Source organism: Candidatus Aalborgicola defluviihabitans, from assembly GCF_016705985.1.
GTDB classification, from domain to species: domain Bacteria; phylum Pseudomonadota; class Gammaproteobacteria; order Burkholderiales; family Burkholderiaceae_C; genus Allorhodoferax; species Allorhodoferax defluviihabitans.
In genome coordinates this window covers 480,757-498,045 of record NZ_JADJKN010000002.1, presented here as the reverse complement: position 1 = coordinate 498,045, position 17,289 = coordinate 480,757, and the positions used below count along the sequence as shown (strand labels likewise).

Here is a 17,289-nt window from a genome sequence, read left to right as displayed (position 1 = left end):
CGCCAACCAAAAAACCAAAAAAAAAAAAAAAAAAAACCCCAAAAACCCCCAAAACCCCCCCCCCCCGGGGGGGGGGAAAAAAAGGGGCCCCCAACTCCGCCCACCCCCCGGGAAAAAAAAAAAAAAAAATAAACCCCCCCCCCCCTTTCTTTTGTTTGTTCCCAATTTGCGAGGCCCCGTTTTTTTTTGGCCGCCGGGGGTTTCCTTTGTTGGGGGGCCCCGGCCGCGGGGGAGAGAGGGGGCGCCCCCCCGCGGCGGGGCTATGCAAAATTCAATTGGCTGAACCTTTTAAAGCCATGAAGTGCAACAATTTCTCCAACGTGATGCTGGGGCGTGCGCCTCTGATGCCAGCGTTGGGTCTGTTGCTGAGTAGGACGCGCATCTGGACCAAGTCAGAGTTGACCATCGAACAGACAATTTCTTTGCTATACGTAAAGTGGTTCCTGTTAGCACTCGCGTGACATTGCGTGGTTGCTATCCATTTCGTATAGATATTTTTCACAGGTGATTTGCTATGTTGCTGTTTGTACTTACCCTACGCCAGCCTGCTGTGATGGCAGGCCTACTTTCCCTGGGCGCGATGTTGACGCCAGCATCAGCAGCCGAGTCAACACCGCAGTCAAAATCGCATTCGGAGGCGCTGGACAACATCAGTATTTCTATTGGCGATTACATTGTCAGCCCCAATGCCAATCTGACGCTCAATACACCGTACGGATCTGCCAGTTCGGGTGATGTGTCTTCTCATCAGGTTCATATCCCACGGCTAAAGGCGGACTTTTTGCTAGGCCACAGTCAGGGTTTCGCATTCGACTATTACGGGTTCTACCGCCAATATTCCGACAGCGTGAGCCGCACCTATTCAACAGACCCAAACGACCTCACTTTCTCTGCCAATGCCAGCGTCAACGTGGGTCTGGATTTGGCCAATGCATCCTATAAATGGTGGTTTGGATCAGGACCGGACGTTATAGGGGTTGGGGTTGGCGCTGCTTACTATCGCATCCGTTTCGGTGTAGACGCGAACGCGGCAACCAATATCAACAATGCGTCGAGTTCAGCTAACGCAAGCTATAGCAGCGACGCCGTTGCACCGCTTATCCAGCTCGGTTGGCGTCATGCGTTCTCTCCCAATTCAAGGATGTATGTCGACGCGTCAGGTATAGAAAAGATAGGTGGAAATTTGAGCGGACGTATCTATAACGCTTCTCTTGGTGCCGAATGGTACTTTGCGAAAAACGTTGGAATTGGTGCCGAGTACAGCTCGACGCGGATCAATATCGATAGTGATGGCAGCAATGGGACACTAGACCTCAGAATGGACGGTCCCACGATTTTCCTGAAAGCCCGATTCTAAAGCGCGTCGTTTCGTAATCGTTGCACTTGACTGGGCTGAATCGCTAGGTGACGACGAACGGACGCAGCAACTTAGCGGCCTCAGGCAAGCACCCGATATGATAGAAGTGGCAGCGGCTACTGGTTCGGTGGGGCGTCTGAAAGCATGCGCAGGTTTTCAACGAATGGCACCGGCAACCGCATGCCCAGGCCACTCATTGCCGACGAGCAAAACCATACAAAGCACTTCAAATTGCCGCGTCTTGTACAGCGTGGTCATCTGAGCGGTTGTGGTTGGGCTGCTACGTGGCCGAATGTTGATCATTCGTCAAACAGCACATGATGAATAGTAGTACTTTTGAGCTGCACCCGAATGCTACTCGCTATTGTTGCCGCCGATGACATCTTGAACCGAAAGAGTGTGGCAGAAATCTTAGACTGGTTTATGCCATAAGTCCGAGGCACTCTCGGTTCTCCATACGTTGACGTCTATCGGTTCCAACTAGAAGATGTTCAGTTCGGATCTAAGCTCAAGAATTGCGCCCGCATAACAGATCAAAACAATCTATTTGAAGCGTCAATTAAGCGGTGAGCCCCCGCCACCACATTGTCGACCGTAAAGCCATATTCCGGCATCAGCGCGTCTGCAGGCGCCGACGCGCCAAACCGATCGACACCCAGCACATCCCCATGGTCGCCAACGTAGCGGTGCCAACCTAGCGAGGCCCCCAGTTCCACGGCCAGTCGCGCTTTCACGGCAGGTGGCAATACTTCGTCACGATAACTTTGGGGTTGTGCATCGAACAAATCCCAGCTGGGCATTGAGACGCAACGCACTGCAACACCACCGGCCTGCAGACGCTGTGCCGCGGCCAAAATGAGTGCGACCTCTGAGCCGCTTGCCAACAAAATCAGGTCCGGCAAGCTCGGGCTGCTATTGGCAGCAAGCGCGTCCAGCACGACATATGCGCCTCGGCGTAGACCCTCGGCGCTGGCAAAATGGCTACGATCCAATATGGGCAGATCCTGGCGCGTCAGCACCAGCAGTACCGGCCGATCTCGCGTTTCAACCGCCACCCTCCATGCCACCGCAGTCTCATTGGCATCTGCCGGGCGGATCAGCCTAAGGTTTGGCATGGCGCGCAAGCTGGCGAGTTGCTCCACCGGCTGGTGGGTCGGGCCGTCTTCACCCACTGCGATGCTGTCGTGTGTGAACACGTGCACCACGTGCAGGCCCATCAGTGCAGCCAGCCGTATAGCGGGGCGCATGTAATCAGAAAAGATGAAGAACGTTGACCCGAAAGCAAGGTAGCCGCCATGTGCGGCCATGCCGTTGACGATGGCGCCCATGGCATGCTCACGCACCCCAAAGTGCAGGTTGCGACCGGCCAGGTTCCAGCCGCCTGCGTCGCTGCCTTGTGCATCCTCCCCGGCAAGCAGCGGCGGGTTGAAGGTACCCTGCCCTTTCAATGCCGTGTGGGTGGAAGGATCCAGGTCGGCCGATCCGCCAAACAGCGCGGGTAGCCTTGGCGCGATGGCGTTCATCACGCGTCCACCGGCCACACGGGTGGCTATACCTTTTTCGTCAGCATCGAAGACGGGGATATCCGCGTCCCAGCCTTGCGGCAAGTCGCCGTTCAAACGGCCCAGGAGCTCTGCTGACAATTCGGGAAAGGTCTGGGCATAGCGTTGCATACGCCCATTCCAATCCGCTTGCACTTGCTCTCCTTGCGTCAAGGCCATACGGAAGTGATCACGCGCTGCAACAGGCACCAAAAAGGTCGGTTCTACCGGCCAGCCCAATGCTTGCTTCGTACGCATCACGTCTTCCACACCCAACGGGGAGCCATGGGCCTTGAAGCTGTCTTGCTCTGGCGACCCGAAGCCAATGTGGGTTCGTACCAGTATCAATGTTGGCCGGGCAGTCTCGGCACGCGCCGCAGCAAGAGCTGCATGAATCGCTTCTAGATCGTTGCCGTCGTCTACGACCAGTGTATGCCAGCCATAGGCTTGAAACCGCAGCGCGCGGTCCTCACTGAAAGTAATGTCGGTCCCCGCCGAGAGCGTGACACGGTTGTCGTCATACAGGCATACCAGCTTGCCCAGTTTCAAATGACCGGCCAGCGAAGCCGCTTCGGCAGCAACGCCTTCCATCAGGTCTCCGTCGCTGACGATGGCCCACGTGCGATGGTCCACCGGCGTATGGCCGTCGCGGTTGTAGCGTGCCGCCAAGTGGACTTCTGCGATAGCCATACCGACGGCGTTGGCGAGGCCTTGGCCCAATGGCCCAGTCGTGATCTCGACGCCCGGCGTGTGACCGCGCTCAGGGTGCCCGGGTGCCTTGCTACCCCATTGCCGAAACTGCTTCAGGTCGTCGAGCGACAGGTCGTAGCCCGTCATGTGCAGCAGGCTGTAGAGCAGCGCAGAGCCGTGTCCGGCCGACAGTACGAAACGGTCGCGATCAGGCCACTTGGGATCGGCCGGGTTGTGCTTCAAATGCCCCGTCCACAAGGCGTAGGCCATTGCCGCCGCACCGAGTGGCAGGCCCGGGTGGCCGCTATTGGCCTTTTGCACCATGTCTACCGACAGGAAGCGCAGGGTGTTGACGCATTGCTGACCGAGTGGACTGTTCATAGTGATCCTACTTTCAGGTTGAAGCAACGTGCTCCATCGAAGGCGTGTACTCGCCACGTCGGGCGGCGCGGTTGCAGGCGGCACGGTGTTGTAGCGCGCGCTGCGCCTTCTGCACGTTAGCGGCATCGCCACGCCAGATGTCTAGCGCCGGTTGCTGGATCGCGCGGGAGAATGAGTAGGTCAACGCCCAGGGCAATCGACCTGTGAAGCGCAGGTTCATCGCGTTCAACCGCGCCGAAGCCAGCTCCGCACTCTGGCCGCCAGAAAGAAATGCGATGCCCGGCACCGCAGCTGGCACTGCGCGCATGAACAGATTGACCGTGGCATCTGCGATTTTGTCGACGTCGCTCTGGTCGGCACAGTCCAACCCTGGCAACACCATGTTTGGTTTCAGTAGCATGCCTTCTAGCAGCACGCCCTGCAAATGCAATTGCTCAAACACTTCGTGCAGCACTTGTGCGGTGACTTCGGCACTGCGCTGTTGCGTGTGCGGTCCTGTCATCAACACCTCGGGCTCGACGATGGGCACCAGTCCGGCTTCTTGGCACAGTGCGGCATAGCGGGCCAAGGCGTGGGCGTTGGCCGTCATGCAGGCCTTGCTAGGCAAGCCATCACCAATGGCGATCACGCCCCTCCACTTGGCAAAACGTGCACCCAACGCGGCATAGCCCACCAAGCGCTCGCGCAGGCCATCGAGTCCTTCCGTCACCTCTTCACCAGGATGTCCAGCCAGCACTTTTGCGCCAGCATCGACCTTGATGCCGAGGGATGATTCCACGCTCGACCAGTGCCTGCGCGAAGGGCATGCCCGCGCGCGTTGACTGGCGAATGGTCTCGTCATACAGGATCGCGCCACTGATGCTGTCCGCCAGCCCCGGTGTCATCACAATCAGTTCACGCCATGCGCGCCGGGTGTCCGGCGTCTGTGGGATACCCAGCGCGGCAAAGCGTTTGTTGCAAGTTGGGTTGCTCTCATCCATCGCCAGCAGACCCTTATGGTCGGCCATCAGTGCGGCTGCGGTCGCACGCAAAGTCTTTTCGTTCATGCTTTAACTACCCATCGCCAATTGCGTATCTCTGGCATGTCCTGGCCGTGCAGCCGAATGTATTGGCCGTGCTCGATCAGTTTGTCTTCCAGTCGTCGCTTCAACGCCAGGCCCGCGTCGCCGGTCTGCGGCAGCCGGTCGACGGTGTCCATCACCAGATGAAAGCGGTCAAGGTCGTTAAGAACCGTCATGTCGAATGGTGTCGTGATCGTGCCCTCTTCCTTGTAGCCACGCACGTGGATGTTGTTGTGGTTGTGGCGGCGGTAGGTCAAACGGTGGATCAGCCACGGGTACGCGTGGAAGGCAAAAATGACCGGCTTGTCGGTGGTAAACAGCGCATCAAAATCCGCATCCACTAAACCGTGCGGATGTTCTGTATGCGGTTGCAGCCGCATCAAATCGACAACGTTGACAACGCGGATCTTCAGGTCTGGCAAATGCTCGCGCAAGATAGACACCGCGGCCAGAGTCTCCAACGTTGGTACATCACCACAACAGGCCATCACGACATCGGGGGCCGTATCGCCGTCGTTGCTGGCCCACTCCCAGATGCCGATGCCCTGCGCACAATGCTTAACGGCTTGCTCCATCGTCAGCCACTGGGGCGCCGGGTGTTTGCCGGCCACCACTACGTTGACGTAATGGCGGCTGCGCAGGCAATGGTCCATTACCGACAGCAGACAGTTGGCGTCGGGCGGCAGATAGACGCGGACGACCTCGGCCTTTTTGTTGACCACGTGGTCGATGAAGCCCGGGTCTTGGTGCGTGAAACCGTTGTGGTCTTGGCGCCAGACGTGTGATGCCAGCAGGTAGTTCAGCGACGCTATTTTTCGACGCCATGGAATGTGGGACGTCACCTTCAGCCACTTGGCGTGCTGGTTAAACATCGAGTCGATGATGTGGATAAAGGCCTCGTAGCAATTAAAGACCCCATGGCGGCCCGTCAACAAATAGCCCTCTAGCCAACCTTCGCATTGGTGCTCGCTGAGCATCTCCATCACACGGCCGGTGGGAGCTAGGAACTCATCATTCGGCAGAGTCTCTGCGTCCCACTGGCGTTGCGTGACTTCAAAGAGCGCGGCCAATCCGTTGGACAGTGTTTCGTCAGGTCCGAATACACGGAAGTTGCGTTGCGCGTCGTTGAACTTCGCCACATCACGCAGGAAGGGTCCTAGCACGTGGGTGTCGCCAATGCCCGGTGCGCCGGGCACGGGCACCTCGCAGGCGTAGTTGCGATAGTCCGGCATATGCAAATCGCGCAGCAGCAGGCCGCCGTTCGCATGCGGGTTGGCGCCCATGCGGCGCGTGCCGACGGGCGCGAGCTCGGCCAGTTCCGGCATCAGCCGACCTTGGTCGTCAAACAGCTCTTCGGCGCGATAGCTCTTGAGCCATGTGTCGATCAACGCGAGGTGTCCCGGATGCGTTCTAGGGTCCGTGATAGGTACTTGGTGGGCACGGAAGGTTCCCTTGATCTGTAAGCCGTCAACTTCTTTCGGTCCCGTCCAACCCTTTGGTGATTTCAAAACAATCATTGGCCAGCGCGGACGCTCAGCCTTGCCCGTCGCGCGTGCATCGTTCTGGATCTTGCGGATCTGTTCGATGGCGTCGTCCAGTGCGGTGGCCATCGCCTCGTGCATCAGGGTGGGCTCGTGACCTTCCACAAAGATAGGCGTCCAGCCGCAACCGCGAAAGAACTGCTCTAGTTCCACATGTGTGATGCGCGCGAGCACAGTTGGGTTGGCGATTTTGTAGCCGTTGAGGTGCAGGATCGGTAGCACCGCGCCGTCGGTTACCGGATCGAGGAACTTGTTGGAGTGCCAAGCGGTTGCCAGTGGCCCGGTTTCTGCCTCACCATCACCGACGACGCACGCCACTATCAGTTCGGGGTTATCAAACACGGCACCAAACGAGTGGCTGAGTGAATAGCCGAGTTCGCCGCCTTCGTGGATGGAGCCCGGGCATTCAGGCGATGCGTGGCTCGGAATCCCTCCGGGAAATGAGAACTGCCGAAATAACTTCTGCAAACCAGCTTCATTCCGGCTGATATCTGGATAGACCTCGCTATAGGTGCCTTCGAGGTATGTGTTGGCCACGACCGCCGGACCACCATGCCCAGGTCCGGAGACGTAAATCATGTCAAGGTCGTACTGTTGGATAACCCGGTTTAGATGTACGTAGATAAAGTTCTGACCGGGTGTCGTACCCCAATGACCCAGGAGCATGTGCTTGATGTCGGCAAGCACAAGTGGTCGCTTTAGCAGCGGGTTGTCGTAGAGATAAATTTGCCCGACAGACAGGTAATTGGCTGCCCTCCAATAGGCATCCATGCGCGCAAACTGCGTGGGCAAGAGACTCGTGTGGTGGGTAGACATGGTAATCCTTTGTGCAGGAAGCGGCGGCCGGCGACAGCTTTGACACTTCGGGTCGTATCCCGTATCTGGCGATCCTATTGTCTGTATTGGCAGCCTGACTGTTCGCTATTGCACAGACCGGCATTGCAAAAGCGCACACTCTAGGGGGTCAAGCCGCGCTATTGCCTCGTTCAAGTTTCAGCACATGTCCGAACTTCAACTTCTTTCAAATGGTTCATACCATGTCTTGCTCACGCCAGCGGGCCATGGGTTTAGTTGCTGGGGGGACATGGCGATCACACGTTGGCGGGCGGATGCGACGTTTGATGACGGCGGTGCACGTTGCTATTTGCTGGACCACACGCCCCAGTCTGCCGGGTTCCCAGCGAAGCAGCAGGAGCCAGGTAGTTCGCCGGTTTTGCACCATAGGCATGAAATCGACTTCCATACCGTAATGGCGGTCTCACTTGACGATGCGATGGAGCTGCGCCGTGTGGTGATTTCAAACAATGGTAATCAGCGCCGAGAACTCAGCGCGACCAGTTACGCTGAAATCGTACTTACCCGAAACGCGACCGATTCCGCGCACCTGGCCTTCAGCAAGCTTTTCATCGAGACCGAGGTTGAGACCGAATTGCAAGCGATTCTCGCAACACGCCGGCCCAGTGCCTCTGACGATCCAGCACCATGGTTCTTCCATACCGTCATGATCAATGGTTCGACGACAGGGTCTCTGACGTTTGAGACCGATCGTATGCGCTTTCTCGGCCGGGGACGCGATGCGGGCAATCCGCAGGCGCTGGTCGATGGTGCAGGGCTATCCGGATCGACGGGCCCCGTGCTCGACGCCGTGGCCGCTATCCGTGTCCCATTCGTTTTGGAACCTGGTAACTCGATCACGATCGATTGGCTAACGGGTGTCTCGGCCACGCGCCAATCCTGTGCGGCGTTATTGCGCAAAGTCAGAAATCCTGGGGTAGTTACGCAGATTCTGCAACAGGGTGGTGAATACCAGCGGAAGTTACTCCTCGCCCTTGAGATAAGTGACTCTGATGCACTGCTATTCCAACGCATGGCGGCATCGCTCGTTTTCGCGGCGTCTCAATTTCGTGCCGACGCAGATGTCATCGAACAAAACCGCCGCGGGCAGTCCAGCCTTTGGGGGTTCGGCATTTCTGGCGACTTGCCTATCGTGCTATTGCGTCTGAGTGGGCCCGATTGGTCCAACATTGCGAAACAGATGGCGCACTGTCACGCCTATTGGAACGCCTTTGGCCTTAGCTGCGAACTAGCCGTCTTGTGCGCTGAATCATCCGATGGCAAGCCACGCTTGTTTGACCAAGTTCGGCAGCAGATGGAAGCACAAGTGGAACCCGATCGCCTAGGGAAGCCCGGCGGCGTCTTCGTGCTGGATGACAAAGGGCTCGACGCGGGTGATCGGATATTGTTGCAAAGCGTCGCGAGGATCGTCATAAGCGACGCCCAGACACTGGCGGAACAGCTCCCAGTAAGCGCCTGCTACGCCGAGCCAACAGCTATCAAGAACCCGGAGGCGGTGCCAACTGCCGAACTCGCACAACGCGCGGCACCGCTCGACTTGTTGGATGCCAACGGGTTCGGCGGGTTTACACCTGACGGGCGTGAATATGTCATCACCACATCCGCGGCGCGCATGACACCCGCGCCATGGGTCAATGTGATCGCAAACCCCGAGTTCGGCACGCTCGTGTCTGAAAGCGGTAGCGCAACTACTTGGAGCGAGAACGCACACGAGTTCCGCCTGACCCCGTGGTCCAACGATCCTGTCAGTGATCCCAACATGGAGGCCTTTTACATTAGGGATGAGGCCAGTGGTCTTTTTTGGTCACCCACGGTACTACCCACACGCGCCGCCGGCGACTACACCACACGCCACGGGTTCGGCTACAGCACATTCGAGCACACCCAAAGTGGCATCGACTCTGAATTGCGCCTATACGTGGCCATCGACAGCCCAGTCAAATTTTCAGTACTGCGACTATGCAACCAATCGGATCAGCCGCGCAAACTATCTGTCATCGGTTACGTCGAGTGGGTATTGGGTGACGAGCGCGCAAAAACACAGATGCAAGTGGTAACGGAGCGCGACGTGGCTACTGGCGCGCTGTTCGCTCGTAATGGCTACAACACTGACTTCGCCCGTCGTACCGCATTCTTCGATGCAGACAATGCTGCAACTGATATCTGTTGCGACCGCGCCGACTTTTTCGGGCCGAACGGTAGTTTGTCTGCACCGGCTGCACTGACGCACATAGAGCTTTCGGGAAGAATAGGTGCCGCACTTGACCCTTGTGCTGCTCTAAGAGTAAGTGTTGACTTGGCACCTGGGCAAACGCAATACGCGGTTTTCAGGCTTGGCGCAGGTAAGACGGTCGAAGAAGCACGCGAACTGGTGCTCCACTGGCGCCGGCCTGGCGCCGCGGACGATGTACTTGACGCTGTGCATGCATTTTGGCGTCAGACTCTTGGTGCGGTACAGATACACACACCAGACGCAGCGCTCGACAGGCTTTCAAACGGCTGGTTGGTCTACCAAGTAATCGCATCGCGCCTGTGGGGTCGCACGGCGTTCTACCAGTCCAGCGGCGCGTTCGGATTTCGTGACCAGTTACAGGATGTGATGGCACTCGTCCATGCTGCACCAGCGCTGGTGCGAGAACACCTGTTGCGTGCTGCCAGTCGCCAATTCATCGAGGGCGATGTGCAGCATTGGTGGCATCCACCGTCGGGCAAGGGTGTGCGCACGCGTTGTGCAGATGACTTCTTGTGGCTGCCATTGGTCATCTGCCGCTATACGGAAGTGACCGGCGACTTTGACATACTAGACGTAGCGTGTCCGTTTTTGGATAGCCGGGCACTGAAGGACGGCGAGGCATCGAATTACGAGCTGCCCAAGGTGGCAGACGAGGTGGCGAGTCTTTATGAGCACGGCGTTAGGGCGATTCGCCACGGCTTGGTCTGGGGTGAACACGGCCTGCCGTTGATGGGCAGCGGCGACTGGAATGACGGCATGAACCTGGTTGGCGCTGAGGGCAAGGGCGAAAGTGTGTGGATGGCGTTCTTCCTTGTCACGGTGTTGGCGCGCTTTGCACCGCTGGCACGCGCCCGTGGCGACACCGAGTTTGCTGACCTCTGCCACTTTGAGGCAAAGCGATTGGGTGCCAGCGTTGAGGCATCTGCTTGGGATGGTGCTTGGTATCGGCGGGCCTGGTTCGACGACGGAACAGTGCTCGGTTCGGCGGCAAACACGGAATGCCAAATGGACTCAATCGCGCAGAGCTGGTCGGTGCTGTCTGGTGCGGCCCCGGCCGATCATGCGCAGCTCGCGATGGCATCGCTGTACGAGCGGTTGGTGCACAGCGACACCCACATCGTGCAGTTGCTCGATCCGCCTTTTGATACGAGTAAGCCTTCGCCTGGCTACATCCAGGGCTATGTGCCCGGCGTACGCGAGAACGGTGGCCAATACACACACGCGGCGATGTGGGCGGCGATGGCTTTTGCTGCGCTGGGCGATACCGATCGAGCGTGGGAGTTGTGTGCGATGCTCAATCCTCTGCTTCATGCGAAAGACGCCGCTGAGGTGGCCCAATATCGGGTAGAACCCTATGTGCTCGCCGGTGACGTCTACGCATTCGAACCGCACACCGGACGCGGTGGGTGGACCTGGTATACGGGATCAGCAGGATGGATGCTGCAACTTATCAACGAGTCGCTGTTAGGCCTAAAAAGAAGCGGGAACCAACTGCACGTGCAGCCGCTCATACCCAAGACTTGGACGTGTTTCAATGTTAGTTACCGATTCGGGGCTTCCACCTATGCCATCACGTGCCGGGAAGCGGCAGCAGGTACTGTTGCGGGCGTGGTGATCAATGGCATCGCGACCCCCGGTAATACCGTAACGCTAATTGATGATGGTCAAACCCACGTAGTGTTGATTGACGTGGTGCGCAATTGACAACAACTAACTTGGAGCAATCTATGCAACTCGGAATGATAGGCCTCGGTCGCATGGGCGCAAGCATGGTGCGCCGCCTGATGAAGCAGGACCACATCTGCGTTGTGCATGACACCAAACCCGAGGCAGTAGCCGCGCTGCATAGTGACGGAGCCGTTGGCACTGCGTCGATTGTGGAGTTCGTAGCGGCGCTGACACGGCCGCGCGCGATATGGCTCATGGTACCCGCCGCTGTCGTTGATATGGCACTCAAAGACTTGGCCCCGCATTTGCAACAGGGTGACATCGTCATCGACGGCGGCAATTCCTTCTATCGCGATGATGTACGCCGTGCGAATGGCCTGCGTGAAGCCCGGGTGCACTACGTTGACGTTGGCACCAGTGGGGGCGTTGCGGGTGAACAGCGTGGTTATTGCCTGATGATTGGCGGAGAAAAAGACATCGTCCAGCACCTGACGCCGATCTTCTCGGCGTTGGCACCAGGGCCCGGTACCGCCGAGCGCACACCTGGCCGCAGCGGTGCGCCTACGTCGGCCGAGGTCGGTTTCCTGCATTGTGGACCGTCCGGTGCTGGACACTTCGTCAAAATGGTCCACAACGGCATTGAGTACGGCATGATGGCGGCTTACGCTGAAGGCCTTAACATCTTGCGTAACGCCAATATCGGCAATCAGAAACAAATCAGCGATGCTGAGACAACGCCGCTACGCGACCCCGAGTTCTACCGTTACGACATAGACCTATCCGAAGTCGCCGAAGTTTGGCGTCGCGGCAGCGTGATCGGTTCGTGGCTGCTCGATCTCACGGCCGGAGCCTTGTTGAAGGACCCAAAACTGGAAGCCTTTGACGGTCGCGTGTCTGATTCGGGGGAAGGCCGTTGGACCATCCAGGCGGCAATCGACGAAGCAGTTCCCACGCCGGTTCTTAGCGCCGCACTGTATTCGCGCTTTTCATCGCGCGGCGAGGCTGGTTTCTCCGATCAGCTGCTTTCGGCGATGCGACATGCTTTCGGCGGCCACCTCGAAAAACACGCCGGAGATGCACGATGAGCGAAGTGCGCGCGCAATCCGACGCTTTGGTCGTTTTCGGGTTCAGCGGAGACCTTGCTAGCAAGAAGATATTTCCTGCGCTGTACGCGATGGTGAAGAAGGGACATCTTACGGTGCCGATTGTCGGCGTTGCGTCGTCGAAGTGGGATGTTGACGAATGGCATCGCCATGTTCGTGAAAGCCTGATGCATGAGGACCATGAAGGTGGCATCGACGACTCAGCGGCATTCAACCGCCTTTTATCGCTGATGAATTACGTCAGCGGCAACTACAACGATGAGTCAACTTTCACCGCGCTGAAGACTGCGCTCGGCGATGCGCAACAGCCAGCGTTCTACCTCGCTATTCCACCGTCGCTGTTCGCTACCGTGATCCAGAGTCTGGGTAGCGCGGGGTTGGCGCAGGACGCGCGCGTCATCGTCGAGAAGCCCTTCGGCCGCGACCTCGCGTCGGCGCGCGAACTCAACGCGGTCACCCGTTCGGTGTTCCCCGAGTCGTCGATCTTTCGCATCGACCACTACCTGGGCAAGGAGGCGATCATGAACATCCTCTACTTCCGCTTCGCCAATTCCTTCCTCGAACCGGTGTGGAACCGCAACCATATCGCCAGCGTACAGGTGACGCTGGCGGAAGACTTTGGTGTTGGATCTCGCGGCGCGTTTTATGAGAGTGCCGGCTGCCTGCGCGACGTGGTCGAAAATCACCTGTTTCAAGTGATTGCACTGTTAGCGATGGAACCGCCAGCGTTCCAGAGCTTCGAGGCACTGCACATTGCCAAGGCCAGCGTGCTGCGCGCCATGCGGCCACTGCAGCCCGCAGACTTGGTGCGTGGCCAATACACTGGTTACCGCACCGAAAAGGGGGTGGCGAGCGACTCCGATATCGAAACTTTCTGCGCGTTGCGTCTTTTCATCGACTCGTGGCGTTGGGCAGGTGTGCCGTGGTATGTGCGTGCTGGCAAGCAGCTCCCGCGATCAGTGGTCGAGGTGCAGGTGCAGATGCAGCCACCACCGCAGCACTTGTTCGACGATTCCAGGCCTGCCGGCGGTCGTGCCAATTACTTCAGATTTCGTCTGCAGCCTGTGGCTGGCATAGCATTGGCTGCGCGCACCAAGCGCCCGGGCAAGGAATTTGTTGGCACTCAGCGTGAGCTGTATCTCGGGGAAGACGACAAGAGCGAAATGTCGCCTTACGAGCGCCTACTTGGTGACGCAATGGCCGGTGACCGCGCGCTTTTTACCGACGAGGACGCCGTAATGGCCGCATGGACAGTGGTCGAACCCGCACTCGCGAATCATGGCGCAGCGCTACCCTACGAACCCGGAAGCTGGGGGCCTGACGAGGCGTCGGCGCTGATCGCTGGAGACGGCGGCTGGCACGAACCAGCACCCGACGCGCCGACCTGCAAACCTGGAGCGTCATGATGACGGTCGACGTAGTCTTTCTGTTAGACGTGGACAACACCTTGCTCGACGGAGACCGCATCGTTGAAGATCTGCGCGTCCACCTGAAGAGCGAGTTTGGCATTTCAAGTGCCCAGCGCTACTGGACGATTTTCGATGTGCTGCGCGAGGAACTCGGGTATGTCGACTATTTGGGTGCTTTGCGGCGCTACCGCGTCGACGTCGAACAGGGCAGCGCCGACGAGCAGCGGCTGCTGATGATGTCCTCGTTCCTCCTCGACTACCCATTCTCGGATCGACTCTATGCACGTGCGTTGGAGGTCATTACAAATCTGGACCGCTTCGGGAAAACCGTAATTTTGACCGATGGTGACGTCGTGTTGCAGCCACGCAAGATGCAGCGCTCCGGCCTGTTGGACGCGGTCGATGGCCGGGCGTTGGTCTACGTTCACAAGGAAAAAATGCTGGATGCCGTGCAACGCCACTATCCAGCCCGCCACTACGTAATGGTCGACGATAAGCTGCGTATCCTGGCGGCCATGAAAGCCATCTTGCAAGATCGGCTCACCACCATCTTCCCGCGACAGGGTCATTACGCACTGGACCCGAAAATTGTCGTGGTTCAACCAGCAGCCGACTTCACGATTGAGCATATCGGCGAGCTCGCCGAGCTCGATCCCACTTCACTTATCAAACAGCAGGTTGACAAGGCTTGCATGTACCAGGAAAGAATATGAACCTCAACACGAAAAAACTGCACGACCTGGGCCAGAGTCTGTGGGTCGACAACATCAGCCGCGAGATGCTCGTGAAGGGCACGCTGGCGCGTTACATCTCCGACTACACCGTGACCGGATTGACGTCGAACCCGACGATCTTCGAGCACGCGATCGGCCACGGCAGCTTTTATGACGAAGCCATTGCCCGGTTGGCACGGCGCGGCAAACCCGCAGAAGAGCTGTTCTTCACGCTGGCGTTGGAGGATCTGACGAGGGCGGCCGATCTGTTTCGCCCAATCTTCGATGCAACCGAAGGGCTCGACGGCTGGGTCTCGCTGGAAGTGTCTCCTTTGCTGTCCGACAACGCTACCAAGACCATCCAAGCGGCTTCCTCACTGCATGAGGCAGCGGACCGACCGAATCTCTTCATCAAGATACCGGGAACCCCGGCAGGTGCCCAAGCCATCGAAGAATCGATTTTCAACGGTGTGCCGGTCAATGTGACTTTGTTGTTTTCGCGCGAACAGTACGTGGTTTCAGCTGAGGCCTACATGCGTGGCATCGAACGTCGCCTTCAGGCAGGCCTCGATCCGAACGTGCGCTCGGTCGCCTCGCTGTTTGTCAGTCGTTGGGACGTTGCCGTCAAACAGGAGATCACGCCTGCGTTTCACAACCGCCTGGGGATTGCGATCGCGATGCGCACCTACAAAGCCTACCGGGATCTGCTTGCATCCCCGCGTTGGCTGAAACTTGACAAAGCCGGGGCGCGGCCGCAGCGGCTTTTGTGGGCCAGCACTGGCACCAAGGATCCAGCGGCGCCAGATACGCTGTACATCGAGGCGCTGGCGGCACCGGACACCATCAACACAATTCCCGAGAAGACACTGCAGGCGTTTGCCGACCACGGCAAGGCAGATACTGTTTTGCCGGCCGATGGAGGCTATGCGGAGGCGGTGCTGGAAGAGTTCAGGCGTGAGGGCGTCGACGACGAAGCGTTGGCCGCACGCTTGCAGCGCGAGGGCAGCGATGCTTTTACAGTGTCCTGGCAGGCGCTGTTGGCGCGCATCCACGAAAAGAGTGAAGTCCTGGGAGGGTCAGGATCATGACCGGATCAATTGTCTCGTTGCCGGCGTGGCAGTCCCTCAGCGACCACTACCAGACAACAGGCGACACCCACTTGCGTGAGCTGTTCGCGGCCGACGCACAGCGTGGCGGGCGTTATGCGCTCGAAGCGGCTGGACTCTATCTGGACTATTCGAAGAACCGCATCGATGACACCACTCTTAAACTACTCGCCGGGCTTGCTCATGAATGCGGGCTGGCCGAGCGGATTCAGGCCATGTTTCGCGGCGACGCGATTAACACGACCGAAAAGCGCTCGGTGTTGCACATCGCGCTGCGTGCGCCAGCCACCGAGACGATCCTTGTCGATGGCATCGATGTTATTGCCGAAGTCCATGCTGTGCTGGAGCGCATGGTCAGGTTTGCCGACAGCGTGCGCAGTGGCCAGTGGCTAGGGCACACCGGCAAGCGTATCCGCAACGTCATCAATATCGGCATCGGCGGATCGGACCTTGGGCCGGTGATGGCTTATGAGGCGTTACGACACTACAGCCAGCGCGACCTGACTGTGCGTTTCGTCTCCAACGTCGACGGCACCGATCTGGTTGAAGCCACGCGCGACCTTGATGCTTGTGAGACCCTGTTCATCGTTTGCTCGAAGACCTTCACCACGCAAGAGACCTTGACCAACGCCCATGCGGCGCGGGCATGGGCCGTGGGCCAGCTAGGCAGCGACTCGGCGGTGGGGCGACATTTCGTCGCGGTCTCGACGAATGCGCAGGCCGTGGCGCAATTCGGCATCGCCACAGAGAATATGTTTGGCTTCTGGGACTGGGTCGGCGGTCGCTATTCGATGGACTCTGCGATTGGGCTGTCGACCATGATCGCAATCGGGCCGCAACATTTTCGCGAAATGCTGGCCGGCTTTCATACGATGGACGAGCACTTTCGCCACGCGCCCATCGAGCAAAACATGCCTGCGCTGCTTGGCCTACTGGCGGTCTGGAACAACAACTTTGTCGGCGCGGCAACGACTGCCGTCTTGCCATATGACCAGTACCTGAAGCGCTTCCCTGCCTATCTTCAACAGCTGACGATGGAGAGCAACGGCAAGCACGTGACGCAGGGCGGCCAGCGCGTCGACGTTGAAACCGCGCCGATACTGTGGGGTGAACCAGGCACCAACGGACAACATTCTTTCTATCAGTTGCTCCACCAGGGCACACGGCTTGTGCCCTGCGACTTCATCGGCTTCTGCCAGGGCCTGAATCCCTTGGGAGATCAGCATGACCTGTTGATGGCCAACCTCTTCGCCCAGAGTGAGGCGCTGGCTTTTGGCAAGACTGCCCAAGAAGTGGCCGCTGAAGGCACTGCGCCTGAGCTGGTGCCGCACCGCGTGTTCGACGGCAACCGGCCGAGCAACACGATTTTGGCCGAACGGCTGACGCCGGCGACGCTGGGCGCGTTGATCGCGCTCTATGAACACAGCGTCTTCACGCAGGGCGTCATTTGGGGCATCGACTCGTTCGACCAATGGGGGGTCGAGCTCGGCAAGGTGTTGGCACAGCGCGTGCTGCCTGAGCTCGATGGCGCAAGTGAAGTTCCGCTCGGCCATGACAGCTCAACCAATACATTGATCGAGCGCTATCGTCGCCAGCGCCGACCCAACCCCAAAGCTATCCGAACCTGAAGG

At 58.5% G+C, this 17,289-nt stretch carries 9 protein-coding genes and 1 pseudogene; 7 read left to right on the top strand and 3 right to left on the bottom strand.

Going from position 1 to position 17,289, the window contains the following annotated elements; translation table 11 throughout:
* Positions 1–514: 514 nt before the first annotated feature.
* Positions 515–1,357, top strand: coding sequence for an autotransporter outer membrane beta-barrel domain-containing protein (locus IPI80_RS02700; RefSeq protein WP_413856895.1), 843 nt, complete (start codon positions 515–517; stop codon positions 1,355–1,357).
* Positions 1,358–1,890: 533 nt separating this feature from the next.
* Here the strand turns inward: IPI80_RS02700 and tkt are convergent.
* From tkt to IPI80_RS02685, 3 genes and pseudogenes are all read right to left on the bottom strand, one after another.
* Positions 1,891–3,969: a transketolase gene (gene tkt, locus IPI80_RS02695; protein ID WP_413856893.1), complete on the bottom strand. Its 2,079-nt coding sequence runs from the start codon at positions 3,967–3,969 to the stop codon at positions 1,891–1,893.
* A 13-nt stretch (positions 3,970–3,982) separates the two neighbouring features.
* Positions 3,983–5,015: pseudogene (locus tag IPI80_RS02690) on the bottom strand (class I fructose-bisphosphate aldolase).
* On the bottom strand, positions 5,012–7,387 hold the full coding sequence (locus IPI80_RS02685) for a phosphoketolase (RefSeq protein WP_413856891.1): 2,376 nt from the start codon (positions 7,385–7,387) through the stop codon (positions 5,012–5,014). The pseudogene IPI80_RS02690 and the gene IPI80_RS02685 overlap by 4 nt, the downstream one beginning before the upstream one ends.
* A gap of 184 nt (positions 7,388–7,571) precedes the next feature.
* On the opposite strand from IPI80_RS02685, the gene IPI80_RS02680 reads away from it, so the two are divergent.
* From IPI80_RS02680 to pgi, 6 genes are read left to right on the top strand one after another with little or no spacing between them, the layout of a single operon-like run.
* Positions 7,572–11,363, top strand: coding sequence for a GH36-type glycosyl hydrolase domain-containing protein (locus IPI80_RS02680; RefSeq protein WP_413856889.1), 3,792 nt, complete (start codon positions 7,572–7,574; stop codon positions 11,361–11,363).
* Positions 11,364–11,386: 23 nt separating this feature from the next.
* On the top strand, positions 11,387–12,412 hold the full coding sequence (gene gnd, locus IPI80_RS02675) for a phosphogluconate dehydrogenase (NAD(+)-dependent, decarboxylating) (protein ID WP_413856887.1): 1,026 nt from the start codon (positions 11,387–11,389) through the stop codon (positions 12,410–12,412).
* Positions 12,409–13,836, top strand: a complete 1,428-nt coding sequence (gene zwf / locus IPI80_RS02670; RefSeq protein WP_413856885.1) for a glucose-6-phosphate dehydrogenase — start codon at positions 12,409–12,411, stop codon at positions 13,834–13,836. The genes gnd and zwf overlap by 4 nt, the downstream gene beginning before the upstream one ends.
* Positions 13,836–14,552, top strand: a complete 717-nt coding sequence (locus tag IPI80_RS02665) for an HAD family hydrolase (protein WP_413856883.1) — start codon at positions 13,836–13,838, stop codon at positions 14,550–14,552. Before zwf ends, IPI80_RS02665 begins: the two co-directional genes overlap by 1 nt.
* Positions 14,549–15,640, top strand: a complete 1,092-nt coding sequence (gene tal / locus IPI80_RS02660; protein WP_413856881.1) for a transaldolase — start codon at positions 14,549–14,551, stop codon at positions 15,638–15,640. The genes IPI80_RS02665 and tal overlap by 4 nt, the downstream gene beginning before the upstream one ends.
* Positions 15,637–17,286 (top strand): glucose-6-phosphate isomerase, encoded by a 1,650-nt coding sequence (gene pgi, locus IPI80_RS02655; RefSeq protein WP_413856879.1) that lies wholly within the window; start codon positions 15,637–15,639, stop codon positions 17,284–17,286. Before tal ends, pgi begins: the two co-directional genes overlap by 4 nt.
* Positions 17,287–17,289: the final 3 nt, after the last annotated feature.

What these genes read in the sequence shown, in the direction of transcription:
- IPI80_RS02700 (WP_413856895.1), top strand. Translation starts at nt 515, where the DNA reads ATGTTGCTGTTTGTACTTACCCTACGCCAGCCTGCTGTGATGGCAGGC.
- IPI80_RS02665 (WP_413856883.1), top strand. Translation starts at nt 13,836, where the DNA reads ATGACGGTCGACGTAGTCTTTCTGTTAGACGTGGACAACACCTTGCTC.
- IPI80_RS02685 (WP_413856891.1), bottom strand. Translation starts at nt 7,387, where the DNA reads ATGTCTACCCACCACACGAGTCTCTTGCCCACGCAGTTTGCGCGCATG.
- tkt (WP_413856893.1), bottom strand. Translation starts at nt 3,969, where the DNA reads ATGAACAGTCCACTCGGTCAGCAATGCGTCAACACCCTGCGCTTCCTG.
- pgi (WP_413856879.1), top strand. Translation starts at nt 15,637, where the DNA reads ATGACCGGATCAATTGTCTCGTTGCCGGCGTGGCAGTCCCTCAGCGAC.
- IPI80_RS02680 (WP_413856889.1), top strand. Translation starts at nt 7,572, where the DNA reads ATGTCCGAACTTCAACTTCTTTCAAATGGTTCATACCATGTCTTGCTC.
- tal (WP_413856881.1), top strand. Translation starts at nt 14,549, where the DNA reads ATGAACCTCAACACGAAAAAACTGCACGACCTGGGCCAGAGTCTGTGG.
- zwf (WP_413856885.1), top strand. Translation starts at nt 12,409, where the DNA reads ATGAGCGAAGTGCGCGCGCAATCCGACGCTTTGGTCGTTTTCGGGTTC.
- gnd (WP_413856887.1), top strand. Translation starts at nt 11,387, where the DNA reads ATGCAACTCGGAATGATAGGCCTCGGTCGCATGGGCGCAAGCATGGTG.